17 protein-coding genes are annotated in these 16,238 nt (G+C 72.6%); 5 read left to right on the top strand and 12 right to left on the bottom strand.

The window, feature by feature from the left end; all coding sequences use genetic code 11:
* Positions 1-2 precede the first annotated feature (2 nt).
* Together JOD66_RS23720 and JOD66_RS29655 are read left to right on the top strand one after the other, a co-directional pair.
* A complete protein-coding gene (locus JOD66_RS23720; protein WP_204839265.1) occupies positions 3-326 on the top strand; it encodes a 2Fe-2S iron-sulfur cluster-binding protein in 324 nt (107 codons plus the stop codon).
* Positions 323-1,627 carry an NAD(P)/FAD-dependent oxidoreductase gene (locus JOD66_RS29655; protein ID WP_204839264.1) on the top strand — a complete coding sequence of 435 codons (1,305 nt, stop codon included), beginning with the start codon at positions 323-325 and terminating at the stop codon, positions 1,625-1,627. The genes JOD66_RS23720 and JOD66_RS29655 overlap by 4 nt, the downstream gene beginning before the upstream one ends.
* Before the next feature lie 38 nt (positions 1,628-1,665).
* On the opposite strand, the gene JOD66_RS23710 is transcribed toward JOD66_RS29655, so the two are convergent.
* Together JOD66_RS23710 and JOD66_RS23705 are read right to left on the bottom strand one after the other, a co-directional pair.
* A complete protein-coding gene (locus JOD66_RS23710; RefSeq protein ID WP_204839263.1) occupies positions 1,666-2,388 on the bottom strand; it encodes a hypothetical protein in 723 nt (240 codons plus the stop codon).
* Complete coding sequence (locus JOD66_RS23705; RefSeq protein ID WP_204839262.1) at positions 2,385-2,849, bottom strand: sigma-70 family RNA polymerase sigma factor; 465 nt, start codon at positions 2,847-2,849, stop codon at positions 2,385-2,387. The genes JOD66_RS23710 and JOD66_RS23705 overlap by 4 nt, the downstream gene beginning before the upstream one ends.
* Before the next feature lie 84 nt (positions 2,850-2,933).
* Here JOD66_RS23705 and JOD66_RS23700 point away from each other — a divergent pair, with 84 nt between their 5' ends.
* Positions 2,934-3,419, top strand: coding sequence for a hypothetical protein (locus JOD66_RS23700; RefSeq protein ID WP_204839261.1), 486 nt, complete (start codon positions 2,934-2,936; stop codon positions 3,417-3,419).
* Between the two features lie 55 nt (positions 3,420-3,474).
* Positions 3,475-4,317, top strand: coding sequence for a DUF3097 domain-containing protein (locus tag JOD66_RS23695; protein WP_204839260.1), 843 nt, complete (start codon positions 3,475-3,477; stop codon positions 4,315-4,317).
* 95 nt (positions 4,318-4,412) lie between these two features.
* Here the strand turns inward: JOD66_RS23695 and JOD66_RS23690 are convergent, their stop codons facing one another.
* The 9 genes from JOD66_RS23690 to JOD66_RS23650 all read right to left on the bottom strand — a co-directional run bounded on the left by JOD66_RS23690 (position 4,413) and on the right by JOD66_RS23650 (position 13,582).
* A complete protein-coding gene (locus tag JOD66_RS23690) occupies positions 4,413-4,640 on the bottom strand; it encodes a DUF6752 domain-containing protein (RefSeq protein WP_204839259.1) in 228 nt (75 codons plus the stop codon).
* Positions 4,637-6,193 (bottom strand): class I SAM-dependent methyltransferase, encoded by a 1,557-nt coding sequence (locus JOD66_RS23685; protein ID WP_204839258.1) that lies wholly within the window; start codon positions 6,191-6,193, stop codon positions 4,637-4,639. The genes JOD66_RS23690 and JOD66_RS23685 overlap by 4 nt, the downstream gene beginning before the upstream one ends.
* The gene (locus JOD66_RS23680; protein ID WP_204839257.1) at positions 6,190-6,642 is read right to left on the bottom strand and encodes an FAD synthase family protein; all 453 of its coding nucleotides are present in this window, start codon (positions 6,640-6,642) and stop codon (positions 6,190-6,192) included. Before JOD66_RS23680 ends, JOD66_RS23685 begins: the two co-directional genes overlap by 4 nt.
* A 33-nt stretch (positions 6,643-6,675) precedes the next feature.
* Positions 6,676-7,887, bottom strand: coding sequence for a radical SAM family heme chaperone HemW (gene hemW / locus JOD66_RS23675; RefSeq protein WP_204839256.1), 1,212 nt, complete (start codon positions 7,885-7,887; stop codon positions 6,676-6,678).
* A gap of 58 nt (positions 7,888-7,945) precedes the next feature.
* Positions 7,946-8,824 (bottom strand): dioxygenase family protein, encoded by an 879-nt coding sequence (locus JOD66_RS23670; RefSeq protein WP_204839255.1) that lies wholly within the window; start codon positions 8,822-8,824, stop codon positions 7,946-7,948.
* Between the two features lie 59 nt (positions 8,825-8,883).
* Complete coding sequence (locus tag JOD66_RS23665) at positions 8,884-9,783, bottom strand: dioxygenase family protein (RefSeq protein WP_204839254.1); 900 nt, start codon at positions 9,781-9,783, stop codon at positions 8,884-8,886.
* A gap of 38 nt (positions 9,784-9,821) precedes the next feature.
* Positions 9,822-11,654, bottom strand: a complete 1,833-nt coding sequence (locus tag JOD66_RS23660) for an AMP-dependent synthetase/ligase (RefSeq protein WP_204839253.1) — start codon at positions 11,652-11,654, stop codon at positions 9,822-9,824.
* A gap of 57 nt (positions 11,655-11,711) precedes the next feature.
* Entirely contained in the window at positions 11,712-12,401 is a 690-nt protein-coding gene (locus JOD66_RS23655) for an MOSC domain-containing protein (protein ID WP_204839252.1), read from the bottom strand.
* Between the two features lie 239 nt (positions 12,402-12,640).
* Positions 12,641-13,582, bottom strand: a complete 942-nt coding sequence (locus tag JOD66_RS23650) for an aminoglycoside phosphotransferase family protein (protein ID WP_204839251.1) — start codon at positions 13,580-13,582, stop codon at positions 12,641-12,643.
* A 45-nt stretch (positions 13,583-13,627) separates the two neighbouring features.
* On the opposite strand from JOD66_RS23650, the gene JOD66_RS23645 reads away from it, so the two are divergent.
* Positions 13,628-14,293: an N-acyl homoserine lactonase family protein gene (locus tag JOD66_RS23645; protein WP_239545411.1), complete on the top strand. Its 666-nt coding sequence runs from the start codon at positions 13,628-13,630 to the stop codon at positions 14,291-14,293.
* A gap of 6 nt (positions 14,294-14,299) precedes the next feature.
* On the opposite strand, the gene lepA is transcribed toward JOD66_RS23645, so the two are convergent.
* Positions 14,300-16,171 carry a translation elongation factor 4 gene (gene lepA, locus JOD66_RS23640; RefSeq protein WP_204839250.1) on the bottom strand — a complete coding sequence of 624 codons (1,872 nt, stop codon included), beginning with the start codon at positions 16,169-16,171 and terminating at the stop codon, positions 14,300-14,302.
* Positions 16,172-16,238 lie beyond the last annotated feature (67 nt).

Genomic DNA, 16,238 nt, shown 5'->3' with positions numbered 1-16,238 from the left:
CCATGCCGACCATCGAGTTCACCTGTCCGGACGGCAGTCACCGCACGGTCGAGGCGCGCGTGGGCGCGTCGGTCATGGAGACCGCCGTCAAGCTCGGCGTCCCCGGGATCGTCGGCGAGTGCGGCGGCGGGCTGTCGTGCGCTACCTGTCACGTCTTCGTCGACGCCGACCAGATCGACCTGACCGGCCCCGCCACGGACTTCGAGGAGGAGATGCTCGAGGACGCGGTGACGCCGCCGACCGAGCTGAGCCGGCTGTCGTGCCAGATCACCATGACCGACGCGCTCGACGGCCTCCGCGTCAGCATCGCCAAGGAGCAGCAGTGACGGCGCCGGCCGGGTGCGTCGCGGTCGTCGGCGCCGGCCAGGCGGGCCTGCAGCTCGCCACCACCCTGCGTGCTCTCGGGTACGACGGCCGGGTGGTGCTCGTCGGCGCCGAACCGGCGCTCCCCTACCAACGCCCGCCGCTGTCGAAGGCCTATCTGGCCGGCACGGTACCGGCCGAGGACCTGGCGCTGCGCGACCCGGCGTACCTCGCCGAGCAGGGGGTCGAGCTCGTCGCCGGGCGCCGGGTCGTCGGGGCGACCCTCACCGGCGTCGGCGGCGTGCTCCGGCTCGACGACGGCGTCGTGCTCGGATTCGACCGGCTGGCCCTCACCACCGGCGCGACGGCCCGGCGGCTGCCCGTGCCCGGCGCGGGACTGCCGGGCGTCCTCGGCCTGCGCAGCGTCGCGGACGCCGAGCAGCTGCGCTCGGGGTTGGCGGAGGCCGCTGACGTCGTCGTGGTCGGCGGCGGCTTCGTCGGGCTCGAGGTGGCCGCGACGGCGCGGGCACAGGGGAAGCGGGTGCACGTCGTCGAGGCGGCCGACCGACTCCTGGCCCGGGTCGTCGCGGCGCCGTTCTCGGCGCACGTGCGCGCCTGGCACGAGTCCCGCGGCACCACCGTGCTGACCGGCGCCTCGGTGAGCGCACTGGACGGGACCGACCGGGTCACCGGCGTCGTGCTCGGCGACGGCCGCACGCTGGCCGCCGACCTCGTGGTCACGGGCGTCGGCGCGGTTCCGGACGTCGCCCTGGCCCAGGCCCTGGGCCTGGAGGTCGAACGCGGCATCGTCACCGACGCGGCCGGCCGCACCAGTCATCCGCACGTCGTCGCGGCCGGCGACTGCACCGTGCAGCCACACCCCCACCTCCCGGGCCGAGGGCTCGGCATCGAGTCGGTCAACAACGCCGTGGAGCAGGCCAGCGCCGCCGCGGCGGTCCTGCTGGACCAGGAGCCGGCGCCGCGCGGCGTCCCGTGGTTCTGGTCGAACCAGGGCGAGCTCAGGCTGCAGACCGCCGGCATCGCCGACGGCCACGACCAGGTCGTCGTCCGCGGCGACGGGGGCGCCGACGGCACCGGCCGGCTCACCGTCCTCTACTACCGAGCCGGCCGGCTCATCGCCGCCGACGTCGCCGGCAACCCGCGTGACTTCAACGCCGCCCGCGACGCCCTCGCCCACGGCCTGAGCGTCGACCCGGAGGCGGCGCGGGACGCCGGTGTACCTCTCAAGTCCCTCGTCGAGGATCCGTCGGCGCCGGCGCCCACGGGCCCGGCTCTCGCCGCGCATCTGACGAACGGACCGTGAGGCCGGCGGCGCGCTCTCTGCCCGCTCGCCGCCGGCCGCTACCGCCGCGGGACCGGCTGTGGCCGCGCCGAGCCGGGGACGACCTGCCCGTCGATCAGCAGCGTCGAGGTGTAGCTCTCCAGGTCGTCCGGGATCTCGAAGACCGAGTACCCGGCGCCGTCGACCTCGTGGACGGGCAGCGTCGTCGTGCGCTCCCCCGCCTCGATCCGCACCCCGTCGACGTCGGGATGGACCGAGAAGACCCACACGAACGAGTCGCCGACCTCCGCGCCGGAGTCGTCGTAGCGCGCGGGGTCGGCGAGGTAGCTCGCCGGGTCGACGACCGTGCCGCAGGCGGTGTCGACGTACGCACCGTAGGTGTACCCGGTCGTGCTCCACTCGCTGCCGAGCAGGTTCTTGCGCTCCTCGACGAGCTCGACGCCCCGGACCGGCTGTCCACACGCGTCGACCCGGTCGCTCTCGACGAGGAGATAGCGGCTGCCGTCCACCTCGCCTGAGGTGACGATCCGCTCCGCGGGGATCGTGTCGACGTACTCGGGGCCCTGGCGCAGCACCGCGCCCGCGGTCAGCGCGACCGGTGCGACGAGCACCCCGGCGCCCACGAGGAGCCGGCGCCGCCGCCGCGACCTCCGGGCTCGGGCCCGCTCCTCGGCGGCGGCGAGGCCGGCGTCGACCGCGGGCTCAGTGATCCCCCCGGCGACCGCGGCCAGCGTGGCCCGGACCCGCTCCGCGGCCATCTCACGACTCAGCACGTCCTTCATGACATCTCCTTGCGCAGCTTGTCGAGGGCCCGGCGGTGGTCCGAGCGGACCGTCGAGGCAGGCCGGCCCACGACGAGCGCGACCTCGGCCAACGGCAGGTCCTCGTAGTAGTGGAGGACGACGACGGCCCGCTGCACCCACGGCAGCCGGGCCACGCGCGCCCACATCTCGTCGATCTCCGGCGGCAGCTCGACCCGCGGGCGCTCGGGCACGCGGGCCCGGCGCCGCAGCACCCGCCGCTGCTCACCCTTGACCGCGTTGACCACGGCCCGGCGCAGGTACGCCGGCGGGTTCTCGATCGCCTCCCACCGCTGGTGGGCCGAGGCGAACACCGCCTGCACCACGTCCTCGCTCGTCTCGTGCGAGCCCGACATCAGGTAGGCGAGCCGCACCAGCTCGACGCGGTGCGCGCGATAGGCCTCCTCGAAGCCCGCGGCCGCGACCTGTCGTTTGGCAGTCATCACACCCCTTCGTCGTCCGAGCATGCCGGAACGTTGCACCCGATCCGGCCACTGCCGTCGCCTGGGCCGCCTAGGCTGCCGGGCATGGCACAGGTCTCGGTCGGGCGGGTGGGCGGCGACGTCGTCGTCCCGGGCGACGTCTGCGTCAAGACCGGCGTGCCGACCCGGCAGCGGGTCACGATCAGCGGCGCCACGGTGCCCTCCTGGGTGCACGCACTCATCGTGTTCAGCTTCCTCGCGTGGCTGATCGCCCAGTCGAACTCGCAGCGCCGCTACCGGGTCGAGGTGGCCTTCCAGCACGCCGCCTGGGACCGCTGGAACCGGCTCCGTCGGCTCGCCTGGGCGCTCGGGACCGGGGGTCTGGTGGCGGCCTTCTGGGCCTCGACCTCCGGCGTACCGCACGGTCTCGCCTTCCTCGCCCTCACCGCCGGCGGCTTCGTGCTCGGCCTCGGCAACGCACTGGTCCACACCGTCGGCTTCCGGCAGCAAGACGACCTGCTGGTGATGACGCGGGTCCACCCCGACGCGGTCGCCGCGATCCGGGCGGCGAGGATCGCGTCACAACCCTGACCGCGCCGCGTGTTAGGGCCGGGAAGGGCGGGGCCGCGGCCTAGGCTGCTCGGTCGTGGATCGCTACGGGACCGACGTACTGTCAGGCGACTGGAAGGTCCCCAAGCGGGGCCGGGCCGTGGAGACCGCGGCCGACACCGGGCTCGTGGTCGAGGAGGTCACGACCGACTGGTGCGGCGAGATCGTCGCGGTCGACCGGGACCTCGACACGGTGACCCTGGAGGACCGGCACGGCAAGCGGCGCACCTTCCCGCTCGGCACCGGCTTCCTCCTCGAGGGCAAGCCGGTGATCCTGGTGCCGCCGATCACACAGGCCGGCCCGGTCAAGCCCACGCGTACGGCGAGCGGCTCGATCGCCGTCCACGACGCGAAGGCGCGGGTCGCGCGGGCCAGCCGGATCTTCGTCGAGGGCCGCCACGACGCCGAACTGGTCGAGAAGGTGTGGGGCGACGACCTGCGGATCGAGGGCGTGGTCGTGGAGTACCTCGGCGGCGTCGACGACCTCGCCGACCACCTGCGCCACTTCAAGCCCGGACCCGAGCGGCGCGTCGGCGTCCTGGTCGACCACCTGGTGCCCGGCTCCAAGGAGAGCCGGATCGCACAGAACATCATGAAGTCGCCCGTCGGCAAGGACGTGCTGATCGTCGGACACCCCTTCATCGACATCTGGCAGGCCGTCAAGCCGTCGCGACTCGGGTTCGAGGCCTGGCCGAAGGTGCCCAAGGGGATCGACTGGAAGACCGGCACCTGTCAGCAGCTCGGCTGGCCGCACCGCGACCAGGCCGACATCGCCCGGGCGTGGAAGCACATCCTGGGCGGGGTGCGGGGGTTCCAGGACCTGGACCCGGCGCTGCTCGGTCGGGTGGAGGAGCTGATCGACTTCGTCACGGCGGCCTGAGGACGAACTGGTCTGACCACCTGACCGCTTGCGGTTTGGGACCAAAACGGTGCGACACGCCGACGACCGTTGCGGTTTGGGACCAAACCGCAACGTCACAACCCCGCGCGGAACCTCTCCAGCACCTCATCCACCCGCGCCGAGTCCCGCGCCTCCAACGGGATCAACAACTCCGCGACGACGTCGGTGAGCTCGGCGATCCGCCGGTTCAGCTGCCGGTTCTCCTGCACCTCCTCCTCGAGCACCCGCACCCGCTCGCGCAGGCTGGCGTGCTCGCGCAGCCGGCGGCGGGCGAGCCGGGCGCGGTGGGCGAGATCGGTCATGACGTCTCCTTCGCAGGGTCCTTCGCAGGGGCCGGCGCCGGCCAGGCGGCGCGGATGCGGCACACGGCCGGGTCGGGCAGGTCGAACATGTCCTCGCCGGGGCCGGTGGTGAGGCTCTCGACGATGCCGCCGGCGGCCTCGATGCCGCGGCGCACCACCTCGACCGGCGTACGTCGGACCAGCCCGTCGGTCGGGCTGGGCTCGCCGGCGGCGAACTCCAGGAACAGTCGCCCGCCGCCGGGGCGCAGGGCCATCCGGGCGAGCAGCCAGAGCTGGTCGAGGGCGGCGGGGTCGAGGCAGCCGACGAGGTGGCGGGCGTAGAGGTGGTGGGGGTCGCGGGCCAGGCGGGTGCCGTGCAGCAGGGTGGAGCGGAGCTCGCCGAGGATCAGCTGGTCCACCTCGACCGGGACCCCGCGCCGCCGGGATCGGCGGCGGGCGACGGCCAGCGCGCCGCGGGAGAAGTCCACGGCGCTGACCGGACGGCCCGAGGACGCGAACCAGATCGCGTCGCGGCCGGTGCCGGTGCCGAGGTCGGCGACCGGCAGTGCGCCGAGCTGCGGCGCGACCCACTGGGCGAACGACGAGGGGGCCCGGGGCACGGCGGCGCGCCGGGGTCCGTTGTGGAGCTCGGTCCAGCGGCCCATCTCGGTGCGGAAGCCGCGCAGCCAGCCGTCGAGGCGGCGTACGCCGGCCGGCGGGTCGGCGTACTTGAACGACGGGTCGGGGCTGCGCCAGCCGGGACCGTAGAGGAAGGCGAGCATGGCCTCGGGGTCGCGGGGTGCGGGGAACTCGTGTCCGTGCAGCTCGATCGTCGAGAACGGCACGATCGCCTCGCGCGGGAGGCGGCCGCTGCGGTTGCCGAACTGGTAGAAGGTGCCGTCGATGTGGAACGCCGAGAACACGTCGATGTGGCAGACCCGGCCGTCGGAGAGCGGGAGCAGCAGCTTCACGTCGCCACCCGACATCCGCAGCACCCGCCACCCGCGGGCGCGCAGGGCGCGGGTGATCCGGTACGACTCGAGGACGATGTCGGCCGGCGAGGTGTGCTCGGAGAGGTAGCACAGGTCGGTGTCGGAGTCGTGGGCGAGCATCCGGCCCTCACGCACGGCACCGAGCAGCGCCCCGTAGTTGAGGTACGCCGCCACGCCGGCGTACTCGCTCAGGTCGTCGATCGCGCGGCGGGTGCCGCGCAGGATCTCGTCGCGCACCCCCTCGTCGGTGGCGGCGAAGGAGCGGGCCAGGTGGCCGACCTTGTCGACGCTGAGCCGGTGCCCGGAACCGTCGACGACGGCGAGCGGTCCCTCGCCGGCACCGAGCCCGATCTCGGCGTCGTACAGGACGGCGGCGCCGGCCGCGTCGGTCACCCGCACCCGGCCGCGGCCGCTGAGGTGGGGGCGCAGCACGCCCGGCCACGGGACCAGCACTCCCCCGGCGGCGGGCTGCCCGTCGCGCAGCGGGGTGAGGGACCAGACGTAGTGGCCGTCGATCTCGACGACCAGGGGCGCGTCCCCGGGCGGTACCAGCAGGCCGTCGTCGGAGACGGCGACACTCATGCGCTGGACGCTCCGCGGTGGGCGAGCGCCTTGCGCAGCGCGGTGGACGAGGTCTGGAGCGTGTAGGGGAAGTAGGTGACCTCGACGCCCAGCGCGGCCATCTGCTCCTCGAGCCTGCGGCCCTTGGCGGTCCCCTGCCAGTCGTCGCCCTTGAAGATCCGGTGGAACCCCACATCCCGCCAGGAGTCGGTCTTGTCCGCGGTGCTCTCGGCGTAGACGGCGTCGACGATGCCGATCGCCTCGACGATCTCGAGCCGCTCGGCGAGCGGAACGGTCGGGAGCACGCCCTTGGTCTCCACGCACACCTCGTCGGCGACGACTCCGGCGACCAGCACGTCACACCACTGCCGCGCCTGGCGCAGCGCGTTGAGGTGTCCCACGTGGAAAAGGTCGAAGGCGCCCGGCACATAGCCGATCACGGGGCCGACGACGTCACCCGACTTGTTCATAAAGTCGAGTGTAACACTGTATTTAATAGGAGTTCACGTCAGGAGCCGATGCACGACCCCGTCGGCGAGCAGCCGACCCCGCCGGGTGAGCACCACCCGGTCACTCCGGTCCGCCACCAGGCCGTCGGCGACCAGGCCGGGAAGCGCCGCCCGCGCGGCGTCGTCGAGCACCTCGACCGGCAGCCCGGAGCGCAGCCGCACCTCCAGCAGCACCCGCTCCACCCGCCGGGTCTCCGCGTCCAGCACCTCCCGCGCGTGGGCCGGCGTGGCGCCCTCGGCCAGCCGTCCGGCGTACGCCGCCGGGTGCTTGACATTCCACCAGCGCACCCCGCCGACATGGGAGTGCGCGCCGGGCCCGATCCCCCACCAGTCCGCGCCGGACCAGTAGCCCAGGTTGTGGCGGCACCGAGCGGCATCGTCGCGCGCCCAGTTCGAGACCTCGTACCAGCCCAGCCCGGCACCGCCCAGCCGCTCGTCGGCTTGGACGTACTTGTCGGCGAGGTCGTCGTCGTCGGGCATCGGCAGCTCGCCGCGCCGCACCCGCCGGGCGAGGGCGGTGCCGTCCTCCACGATCAGGGAGTACGCCGACACGTGGTCCGGCGCGCACGCCAGCGCCGCCTCCAGGGTCCGCTCCCAGTCGTCATGGCTCTCCCCCGGCGTGCCGTAGATCAGGTCCAGGCTGAGCTGCTCGAAGCCCGCGGCCCGCGCCGCCTCGACCACCCCGGGCACGCGCACCGGGTCGTGGGTGCGGTCCAGCACCGCCAGCACGTGCGGCACCGCGGACTGCACGCCGAACGAGACCCGCGTGAAGCCGGCCTCCCGGAGCCGCTCGAGGTAGCCCCGGTCGACCGAGTCCGGGTTCGCCTCGGTGGTGACCTCGGCGTCCGGCGCCAGGCCGAACTCGTCGTCGATCGCCCGCAGGATCCGGCCCAGGTCCTCGGGCGGCAGCAGCGTGGGCGTGCCGCCGCCGAGGAACACCGTCTCGACCGGGAGCTCCCGCTCGCCGAGCACCCGCCGGGCCAGCCGGACCTCGGCGACCGCCTGCTCGGCGTACGACGACCGGGAGACGCCGGGCCCGAGCTCCTCGGCCGTGTAGGTGTTGAAGTCGCAGTAGCCGCAGCGCACCCGGCAGAACGGCACGTGGACGTAGAGCTCGAAGGGACGGGCGCCGAGCTCGCTCAGCGCGGACGGCGGGAGGGAGCCGTCGGTCGGGACGGGATCACCTTCGGGAAGGGCGGACGGCACGGCGCCAGTGTCCCAGGCCGGCCCCGGATCCCACGATCCACGCCCAGCCTGGATGCGCTCAGACGGGAACGTTGAGGGTCGCCACGTAGCCGTCGGCGACCGAGCCGGTCATGGTCACCATCTGCAGCGAGTAGCCGTCGCGGAAGATGCTGTCGGAGTCGAGGGAGATGGCGCGGAAGTTCGGCACGCTCGCGCCGTAGCCCGTCGAGGCGTAGACCTCCTCCGCGACCCGCGCGGGAAAGGCGAGCTGGCTGGTGCGCAGCTTCGGCGCGGCTCCACGCGTCGCCGCCGCGAGGCTCTCGTAGACCTCGAAGTGGATGTGCGGCCAGCGCTGCGGGTAGCAGCCGGGGAAGACCGTGAGGAACTCCAGGCCGCCCTCGGCATCGGCCTCCTGGACGCCCCGCAGGTAGTTCTCGTCGCGGGCGCCGTCGTTGTAGAGCGAGTAGCGCCCCTCGCGGTCGCACTGCCAGGCGTAGACCGCCGCCCCCGCCAGCGGGGTCACCTCGGAGCCCGCGAGGTCGAAGATCCGCATCCGCAGGGTCACCGGGACCCCCTGGGCCACGCCCGACGCGCTGCCGAAGCTGGCCCGGATGTCGCGGCGTACGACGCCGGCCTCGGTGAGCACGTCGGGCCCGTTGCTGCCGTCGGCCGGGAACGGCCCCTCGGTCTCCTCCGGGATCTCGCCCGCCTTCGGATCGACCGGGTGCTCGCTCACCGTGTCCGTGGGGCTCGGCGGCGGCGAGGCCGGTGACGGGGTGGTCGGCGGCGCGGTCGGCGGGGTCGAGGTGGGGCTGCCGGCGGCGGGCTCGCCGTCGGTCGCGCAGCCCGCGAGGGCGAGCGCGCCCGCTCCTCCCACCACGCCGAGCAGTCCGCGGCGTCCGGTGCGCAGGATCCGGGGCAGGTCGTGGCGGAGTCCGAGATCGTGGTCGTGCGTCATGACGTCATCGAACCCGGCGTTCCTGAGGGGGGGCCTGAGCACTCCCGTGCTACGGGAGCTCACACCGGCACGTTGAGCGTCACCGTGTAGCCCTCGTCGACCGACCCGGTGACCTTGGCGAGCTGCAGCGAGTAGCCGTCGCTGAAGATGCCGTCGGTGTCGAGGCTGAGCTTCGCGAGGTTCTGCACGCTCTGCTCGTAGCCCTCGGTCGCGTAGACGTCGTTGCAGACGTCCTCGGGCAGCGCGAGCTGGGAGGTGCGCAGCTTGTTGGCGACGTCGGTGGCGGCGTCGAGGCTCTCGTAGACCTCGAAGTGCATGTGCGGCCACCGCCCGGAGTAGCAGGCGGGGAAGATGGTGGTGAAGGTGAGGTTGCCGTCCTCGTCGGCGGCCTGGACGCCGCGCAGGTAGTTCTCGTCGGCGATCTCGTCGTCGTACATCGAGTAGCGGCCCTCGCGGTCGCAGTGCCACAGGTAGATCGCCGCGCCCGCGAGCGGGGTGACCTCGTCGCCGTTGAGGTCGTAGACCTTGAGCCTGACCGTGGTGGGGATGCCCTCGGCGACACCCGAGGCGCTTCCGAAGCTGGACGTGAGGTCGCTGCGGACCACGCCGGACTCGCTCAGTACGTCGGGCCCGTTGCTGCCGTCGCCGGGGTACGGGCCGGCGGTCTCCTCGGGGATCTCGCCCTCGGCGACCTCGACGCCGCTGTCGGCGCCCATCGCGCCTCCCGGAGGCGCCCCGGCGGGGCCGCCGGACGACGCACCGGGCGAGCCGGAGGAGGTGGACCCCGACACCGTCGCGGTGTCGTCGGAGCCGCAGGCGGTCAGCGCCGCGGCCGCGCCGACCCCGCCCAGGAGCCCGAGCAGCCCGCGCCGGGCCAGCAGCCTCGGCAGGTCGTGGGACAGCCCGAGGTCGTGCTCCTCGGTCTCGTGGGTCTCGTCGGCTCCGCGGTGGTGGCTCATGCCCCGAGTCTCGGGGCCGTTCCTGTGGGCTCGCTGTGTCAGCCGTAGAAGGACTCGATGAGGTCCTTGTTGTTGGTCTCGACCACGTTCCGCTTCACCTTCAGCGACGGGGTCAGCTCACCGGACTCGATGCTCAGGTCGTGGTCGAGCAGCTTCCACTTCTTGATCGTCTCCCAGCGGTTGAGCTGGGCGTTGAGCTGGTCGACGTAGTCCGCGACCATCGCCTGGACGGCGTCGTCGTTGACGAGGGCGGTGTAGTCCTTGCCCTCCTTGCCGTTCTCGGCGGCCCAGCCGGCGATCGCGTCGGGATCGAGGGTGATCAGCGCGGAGACGAAGTTGCGCTCGGCGCCGAACACCATGAACTGGCTGACGTAGGGACACAGCGCCTTGAACTTGGCCTCGATCGCGGGCGGGGCGATGTACTTGCCGCCGGAGGTCTTGAAGAGCTCCTTGATCCGGCCGGTGATCGTCAAGAAGCCGTCGGCGTCGAGCTCGCCCTTGTCGCCGGTGCGCAGCCAGCCGTCCTCGGTGAGCGCCTCGCCCGTCGCGTCGGGGCGGTTGTGGTAGCCGGCCATGACGTGCGGGCCCTTGAGCTGGACCTCGCCGCCCTCGCCGATGCGGACCTCGGTGCCGGGGAACGGCTGGCCGACGGTGCCGAGCTTGTAGGCGTCCGGGTGGTTGACCGTGGCGCCGGCGGCGTTCTCGGTCATGCCGTAGCCCTCGAGGATGAGGACGCCGGCCGCGTGGAACCAGGCGGCGATGTCGGCGTTGAGCGCGGCCGAGCCGGAGATGAAGAACTTCACCCGGCCGCCGAAGCGCTCGCGGACCTTGCTGAAGACCAGCTTGTCGAAGAGGGCGTGCTGGAGCTTGAGCGGCAGCGGCACGGACTTGCCGGCCAGGCGCAGCGCGTCGACCTTGCGGCCGACCTCGAACGCCTTGAGGAAGATCTTCTCCTTGGCGCCGCCCTCGGCGGCCTGCATGGTGACGATCCGGGCGTGCGCCTTCTCGAAGATGCGGGGCGCGGCGCCCATGAAGGTCGGCTTCACGATGCCGAGGTTGTCGACGATCTTGTCGACCCGGCCGTCGATCGCGGTGGCGAAGCCACAGGCGAGCTGGGTGGAGAGCAGCACCTTGCCGAAGGAGTGGGCCATCGGCAGCCACAGGAACTGCAGGTCGTCCTCGTGGAGGATGTCCTGGGCCTTGATCGCCTCGCCCTCGAACACCCACGCGCGGTGGAGGGTGCGCACGCCCTTGGGCTTGCCGGTGGTGCCGGAGGTGTAGATCAGGGTGGCGAGCTGGTCGGGTCCGATGGCCCGCGCGACCTCGTCGACGGCGTCGGGGTTCGCGGCGAGGTGGGCGTCGCCGAGCTCGGCGAGCTGGTCGAGCGAGATCACCCAGTCGCCGTCGGCACCCTCGGCCAGGGCCGGGTCGAAGGAGACCACCTTGGTCAGCTCGGGCAGCTCGGCGCGGTGCTCGCGCAGCTTGGTCAGCTGGGACTCGTCCTCGGCGAACACGACCCGGCACGCCGAGTCGCTGAGGATGTACGCCGTGTCGTCGCCCCCGGTCGACGGGTAGACCGTGGTCGTGGCGCCGCCCGCGCACATCACGGCGAGGTCGGCGAGGATCCACTCGTAGCGGGTGGACGAGGCGATCCCGACCCGCTGCTCGGACTCCAGGCCGAGCGCGAGCAGTCCGGCGGCGAGGCGGCGTACGCGGTCACCGGCCTGGCGCCAGGTCACCGACTCCCACGCCTCACCCCGCGGGAACCGGAACGCCTCCCGTTCGGCACTCTTCTCCACGCGGTCGAGGAACTGCGCGGCGCAGTTCGGCGGCATGTGCTCGAGGAAATTGGTGTCGTGAATGATGGGCATGACGCTCCCTGCGTTCGCTCGTCTGCTCGTCCGAGACCGGTGTGACTGGGCAGTAACCTAAGCCACGGGCTCCGCCGGGGGTAGCGAACCGGCCGACCTCTGGACGAAATCCTCGGCTTTGGCGCGCACCTTGGGCAGCAGCCCGTCGACCACGAGCAGGTCCGGCAGCCGGCTGCGGTCGGTGTTCAGGGCGACGAAGAGGTCGCGGATGGTCCGGCCGTGCCCCGGCACGTGGACCACCTCGATCGCGTCGCCGGGGGCGATGGTGCCGGTCTCCAGCACCCGGAAGTAGGGACCCGGGCGGGCCTCGCGGGTGAACCTCTTCACCCACGCCCGCGGGTCGAAGCCGCTCTCGCCCATCCAGCCCTTGAAGTCGTTGCAGGGCGTGCGGACGTAGACCGCCTCCAGCAGGACGCCGACGCCCGGCTCGCCGACGCGCAGCCGGGTCCCGATCTCCAGCGCGTTGAGGTCGATCCCCTCGGTGGTCAGGTTCTCGCCGAACTGGCCGTCGCGGATCGGCAGCCCGAGCTCGGCCTCCCAGAAGTCGAGGTCCTCGCGGGCGTAGGCGTAGACCGCCTGGTCAGGGCCGCCGTGGTGCTTGGTGTCGGAGACCGAGTCGCCCTCGATGCCGAGCTGGTGGACCGCGACCGGTCCGCCCACCGGGCGCTTGTCGATCGAGGTGCGGCCGAGACCGGCCCAATCCCTGACCTGTGGCTGGCCGACGCTGATGCTCCGCACGAACGACATGACGCGAGGCTACCTCCGAGGGGTGCGCCCGCTCCTCCTCATTCCCCGCCGGGGGGGCTGGCGCTGGTCCCCGGCCCGCTGTAACACGCTGTCCACCCGTCTGGGCGTCGGTTCTCCGCATCAAACGCCTCCGACACGCCGTGCTCAGCGCTGACAACCGCCGGGTAGTCGCGCTGACAGCGTGTTACAGCGCGGCCCACGAGCGCAGGCTGACGACCCGGTCGCCTCGGTGCGGGTGCTCAGTCCTGGACGGCCTTCGCGACCGTGATGCAGGCGGTGACGTGCTCCCGCTCCTCGGCGCTCAGGGACCGGCGCGCGCGGACCGCGTCCTCGTGGGCCCAGTGCGCGTTGAGGACCGAGCGGACCACCACCCAGTCCCGGGCCCGCGGCTCGTCGAGCCCGGCGCCGTCGACCAGCGCGTGGAAGCGGCGGCGGATGCCGTCGCGCACCGAGCCGACCGCCCACGGGGCGGCGTACTCCTCGAACCGGTCGCGCAGCATCGGCTCCAGCTCGTAGTGCGGGTCGCCGTTGGCCGGCTTCGGGTCGATGACCAGCCAGGCGTCCTCGCCGTCGCGACGGCCGCGCAGCACGTTGCCGTAGTGGAGGTCGCCGTGGATGACGGCGGTCGCGGGCTCCGCGACCAGCTCGCGGGCCAGGCCGAGCGCCTGCTCGACCAGCCGGCGCGGCACCGGCACGGTGTCGGCGTCGCGGGCGAGGGCGGCCGCCCAGCGCTCGACGTACGCCGCCTGGGCGCGTAGCTGCGGCATCGGCGGCAGGTGCAGGTCGGCGTAGCGGCCCGCGACGATCTCGCAGGCCTCCACGTCCCAGGCCTCGGTGAGGTCCTCGCGCTCGAGCCGCTCCAGCAGCAGCGCCCGGCGTCCGGGATCGGCGCGCAGCAGCCGGACCGCGCCGCGGCCGTGCCAGCGCTGGAGCGCGAGGTGCTCGTGCTCGGACTCGTCGTCGGGCAGGCCCACCTTGAGCGCGGCAGGCGTGCCGTCGGCGGTGGTGACCGGGAGCACCAGCGAGCAGAAGCCGTGCCAGCTCTCCCCCTCGGGCGTGAGTCCCCAGTCGTCGAGGACCGCCTGGGTGGTCGCCGGGAGCCGGTCCAGCCAGGCCGCCCACTCGGGGCCGAGCGCGCGCTGGGCGTCGAGCTCGGCGGGGACGGTGACGCGCGGTGGCACGGGGTCATCCCACCAGAGCGGGCCAACCGACGTACCGTGCGGGGCATGCTGGCCATGCGGGTCGACGACGTGCGACGCATCGACCTCGGCAGCTTCGTGCGCCCGGCCGAGGAGACCGGGACCGGGCGGCCGCGAGTCGAGGCGGTGCTGGGCTACGCCGTGCGCACGGCCGCAGGGCTGCTCCTGCTCGACACCGGGATGGGCGACGCCGGCGCGGAGACCGAGGCGCACTACCGGCCGACCCGGGTGCCGCTCCCGGAGGCGCTGGCGGGCGCCGGGCTGCGGCTCGACGACGTCGACCTGGTCGTCAACTGCCACCTGCACTTCGACCACATCGGCGGCAACCCGCTGCTCGCCGGCCGGCCCGTCCTCGCCCAGCGTGGGGAGCTGGAGTCGGCGCGCGGGCCGGACTACACGGTGCCGGAGCTGGTCGACTTCCCGGGCGCCCGCTACGAGCTGCTCGACGGCGAGACCGAGCTCGCGCCGGGGGTGCTCGTCGTACCGACGCCGGGTCATGTCGACGGCCACCAGTCCCTCGTGGTGACCTGCACCGACGGCACCGTCGTGCTCGCCGGCCAGGCGCACGACACGGCGGCGGAGTGGGCCGCGCACGCCGCATCGAGCGCGCCGAGCGCGTGGATGCGGCGGATCCTGGCCCTCGACCCGCGCCGCGTCGTGTTCGCGCACGACGCGGCGGTCTGGGCGCCCTGAGCGGGCCTACTTCTTGGGCTTGTCGCCCGCCGGGCCGGTGGTGGACAGCGCGGCGACGAAGGCCTCCTGGGGCACCTCGACCCGGCCGACCATCTTCATCCGCTTCTTGCCCTCCTTCTGCTTCTCGAGCAGCTTGCGCTTGCGGGTGATGTCACCGCCGTAGCACTTGGCGAGCACGTCCTTGCGGATCGCGCGGATGTTCTCGCGGGCGATCACCCGGGCGCCGATCGCGGCCTGGATCGGCACCTCGAACTGCTGCCGCGGGATCAGCTCCTTGAGCTTGCCGGCCATCATCACGCCGTAGGAGTACGCCGCGTCCTTGTGCACGATCGCGGAGAAGGCGTCGACCGGCTCGCCCTGGAGCAGGATGTCGACCTTCACCAGGTCGGCGGCCTGGTCGCCGGAGAACTCGTAGTTGAGCGAGGCGTAGCCCTTGGTCTTGGACTTGAGCTGGTCGAAGAAGTCGAAGGCGATCTCGCCCATCGGCAGGGTGTAGCGCATCTCGACCCGATCCTCGGACAGGTAGTCCATGCCCTGGAGGGTGCCCCGCTTCTGCTGGCACAGCTCCATGATCGTGCCGATGTAGTCGGCCGGCGCGAGCACCGTGGCGTCGACGATCGGCTCGCGGACCTCGGCGATCTTGCCGTCGGGGTACTCGCTCGGGTTGGTCACGGTGAGCGTCGTGCCGTCCTCCATGACGACCTCGTAGACCACGTTGGGCGCGGTGGAGATGAGGTCGAGGTTGAACTCGCGCTCGAGCCGCTCGCGGGTGATCTCCATGTGGAGCAGGCCGAGGAAGCCGCAGCGGAAGCCGAAGCCCAGCGCGCCCGAGGTCTCCGGCTCGAAGGTGAGCGCCGCGTCGTTGAGCTGGAGCTTCTCCAGCGCGTCGCGCAGCGTCGGGTAGTCGTCGCCGTCGATCGGGTAGAGCCCGGCGAAGACCATCGGGTTGGGGTGCTCGTAGCCGCCCAGCGGCTCGCTCGCCTGGCGGCCGTTGACGGTCACCGTGTCGCCGACCCGGGACTGACGCACGTCCTTCACGCCGGTGATGAGGTAGCCGGTCTCGCCCACGCCGAGCTTGGCCGCCTTCATCGGCTCGGGGCTGATCACGCCGACCTCGAGCATCTCGTGCAGCGCGCCGGTCGACATCATCTTGATCTTGTCGCGATGGGACAGCTCGCCGTCGACCACCCGGACGTAGGTGACCACGCCGCGGTAGGTGTCGTAGACCGAGTCGAAGATGAGCGCCCGGGCCGGGGCGGCGGCATCGCCGACGGGCGCCGGCACCGACCTCACGATCTCGTTGAGCAGCGCCTCGACGCCGACGCCGGTCTTGGCCGAGGTGAGCAGCACGTCCTCGGGCTCGCAGCCGACCAGGTTGGCCAGCTCGGCGGCGTACTTCTCGACGTTGGCGCTGGGCAGGTCGATCTTGTTGAGCACCGGGATGATGTGGAGGTCGGCGCCCATCGCGAGGTAGAGGTTCGCCAGGGTCTGCGCCTCGATGCCCTGGGCTGCGTCGACCAGCAGGATCGCCGCCTCGCACGCCTGGAGCGAGCGGGAGACCTCGTAGGTGAAGTCGACGTGGCCCGGGGTGTCGATCATGTTGAGGACGTAGGTGCCGGGCTCGGCACCCGCCTCGTTGTCGGCGGTGACCGTCCACGGCATCCGCACGGCCTGGGACTTGATCGTGATCCCGCGCTCGCGCTCGATGTCCATCCGGTCGAGGTACTGCGCCTTGGCCTCGCGCTCGCCCACGACGCCGGTGAGCTGCAGCATCCGGTCGGCGAGCGTCGACTTGCCGTGGTCGATGTGCGCGATGATGCAGAAGTTGCGGATGATCGCGGGGTCGGTGTGACCCGGCTGCGGGGCGGCGGCAGACATGGTGGGGCCATTCTCCCAAAGCCGGACGGGTTCAGGAATTCGCCGCCCGCGGTTCACCCGCGGCTCC

This window comes from Nocardioides nitrophenolicus, assembly GCF_016907515.1.
GTDB lineage: Bacteria > Actinomycetota > Actinomycetes > Propionibacteriales > Nocardioidaceae > Nocardioides > Nocardioides nitrophenolicus.
Note: the sequence above shows the minus strand (reverse complement) of the source record. Positions and strands in the feature narration are given on the sequence as shown.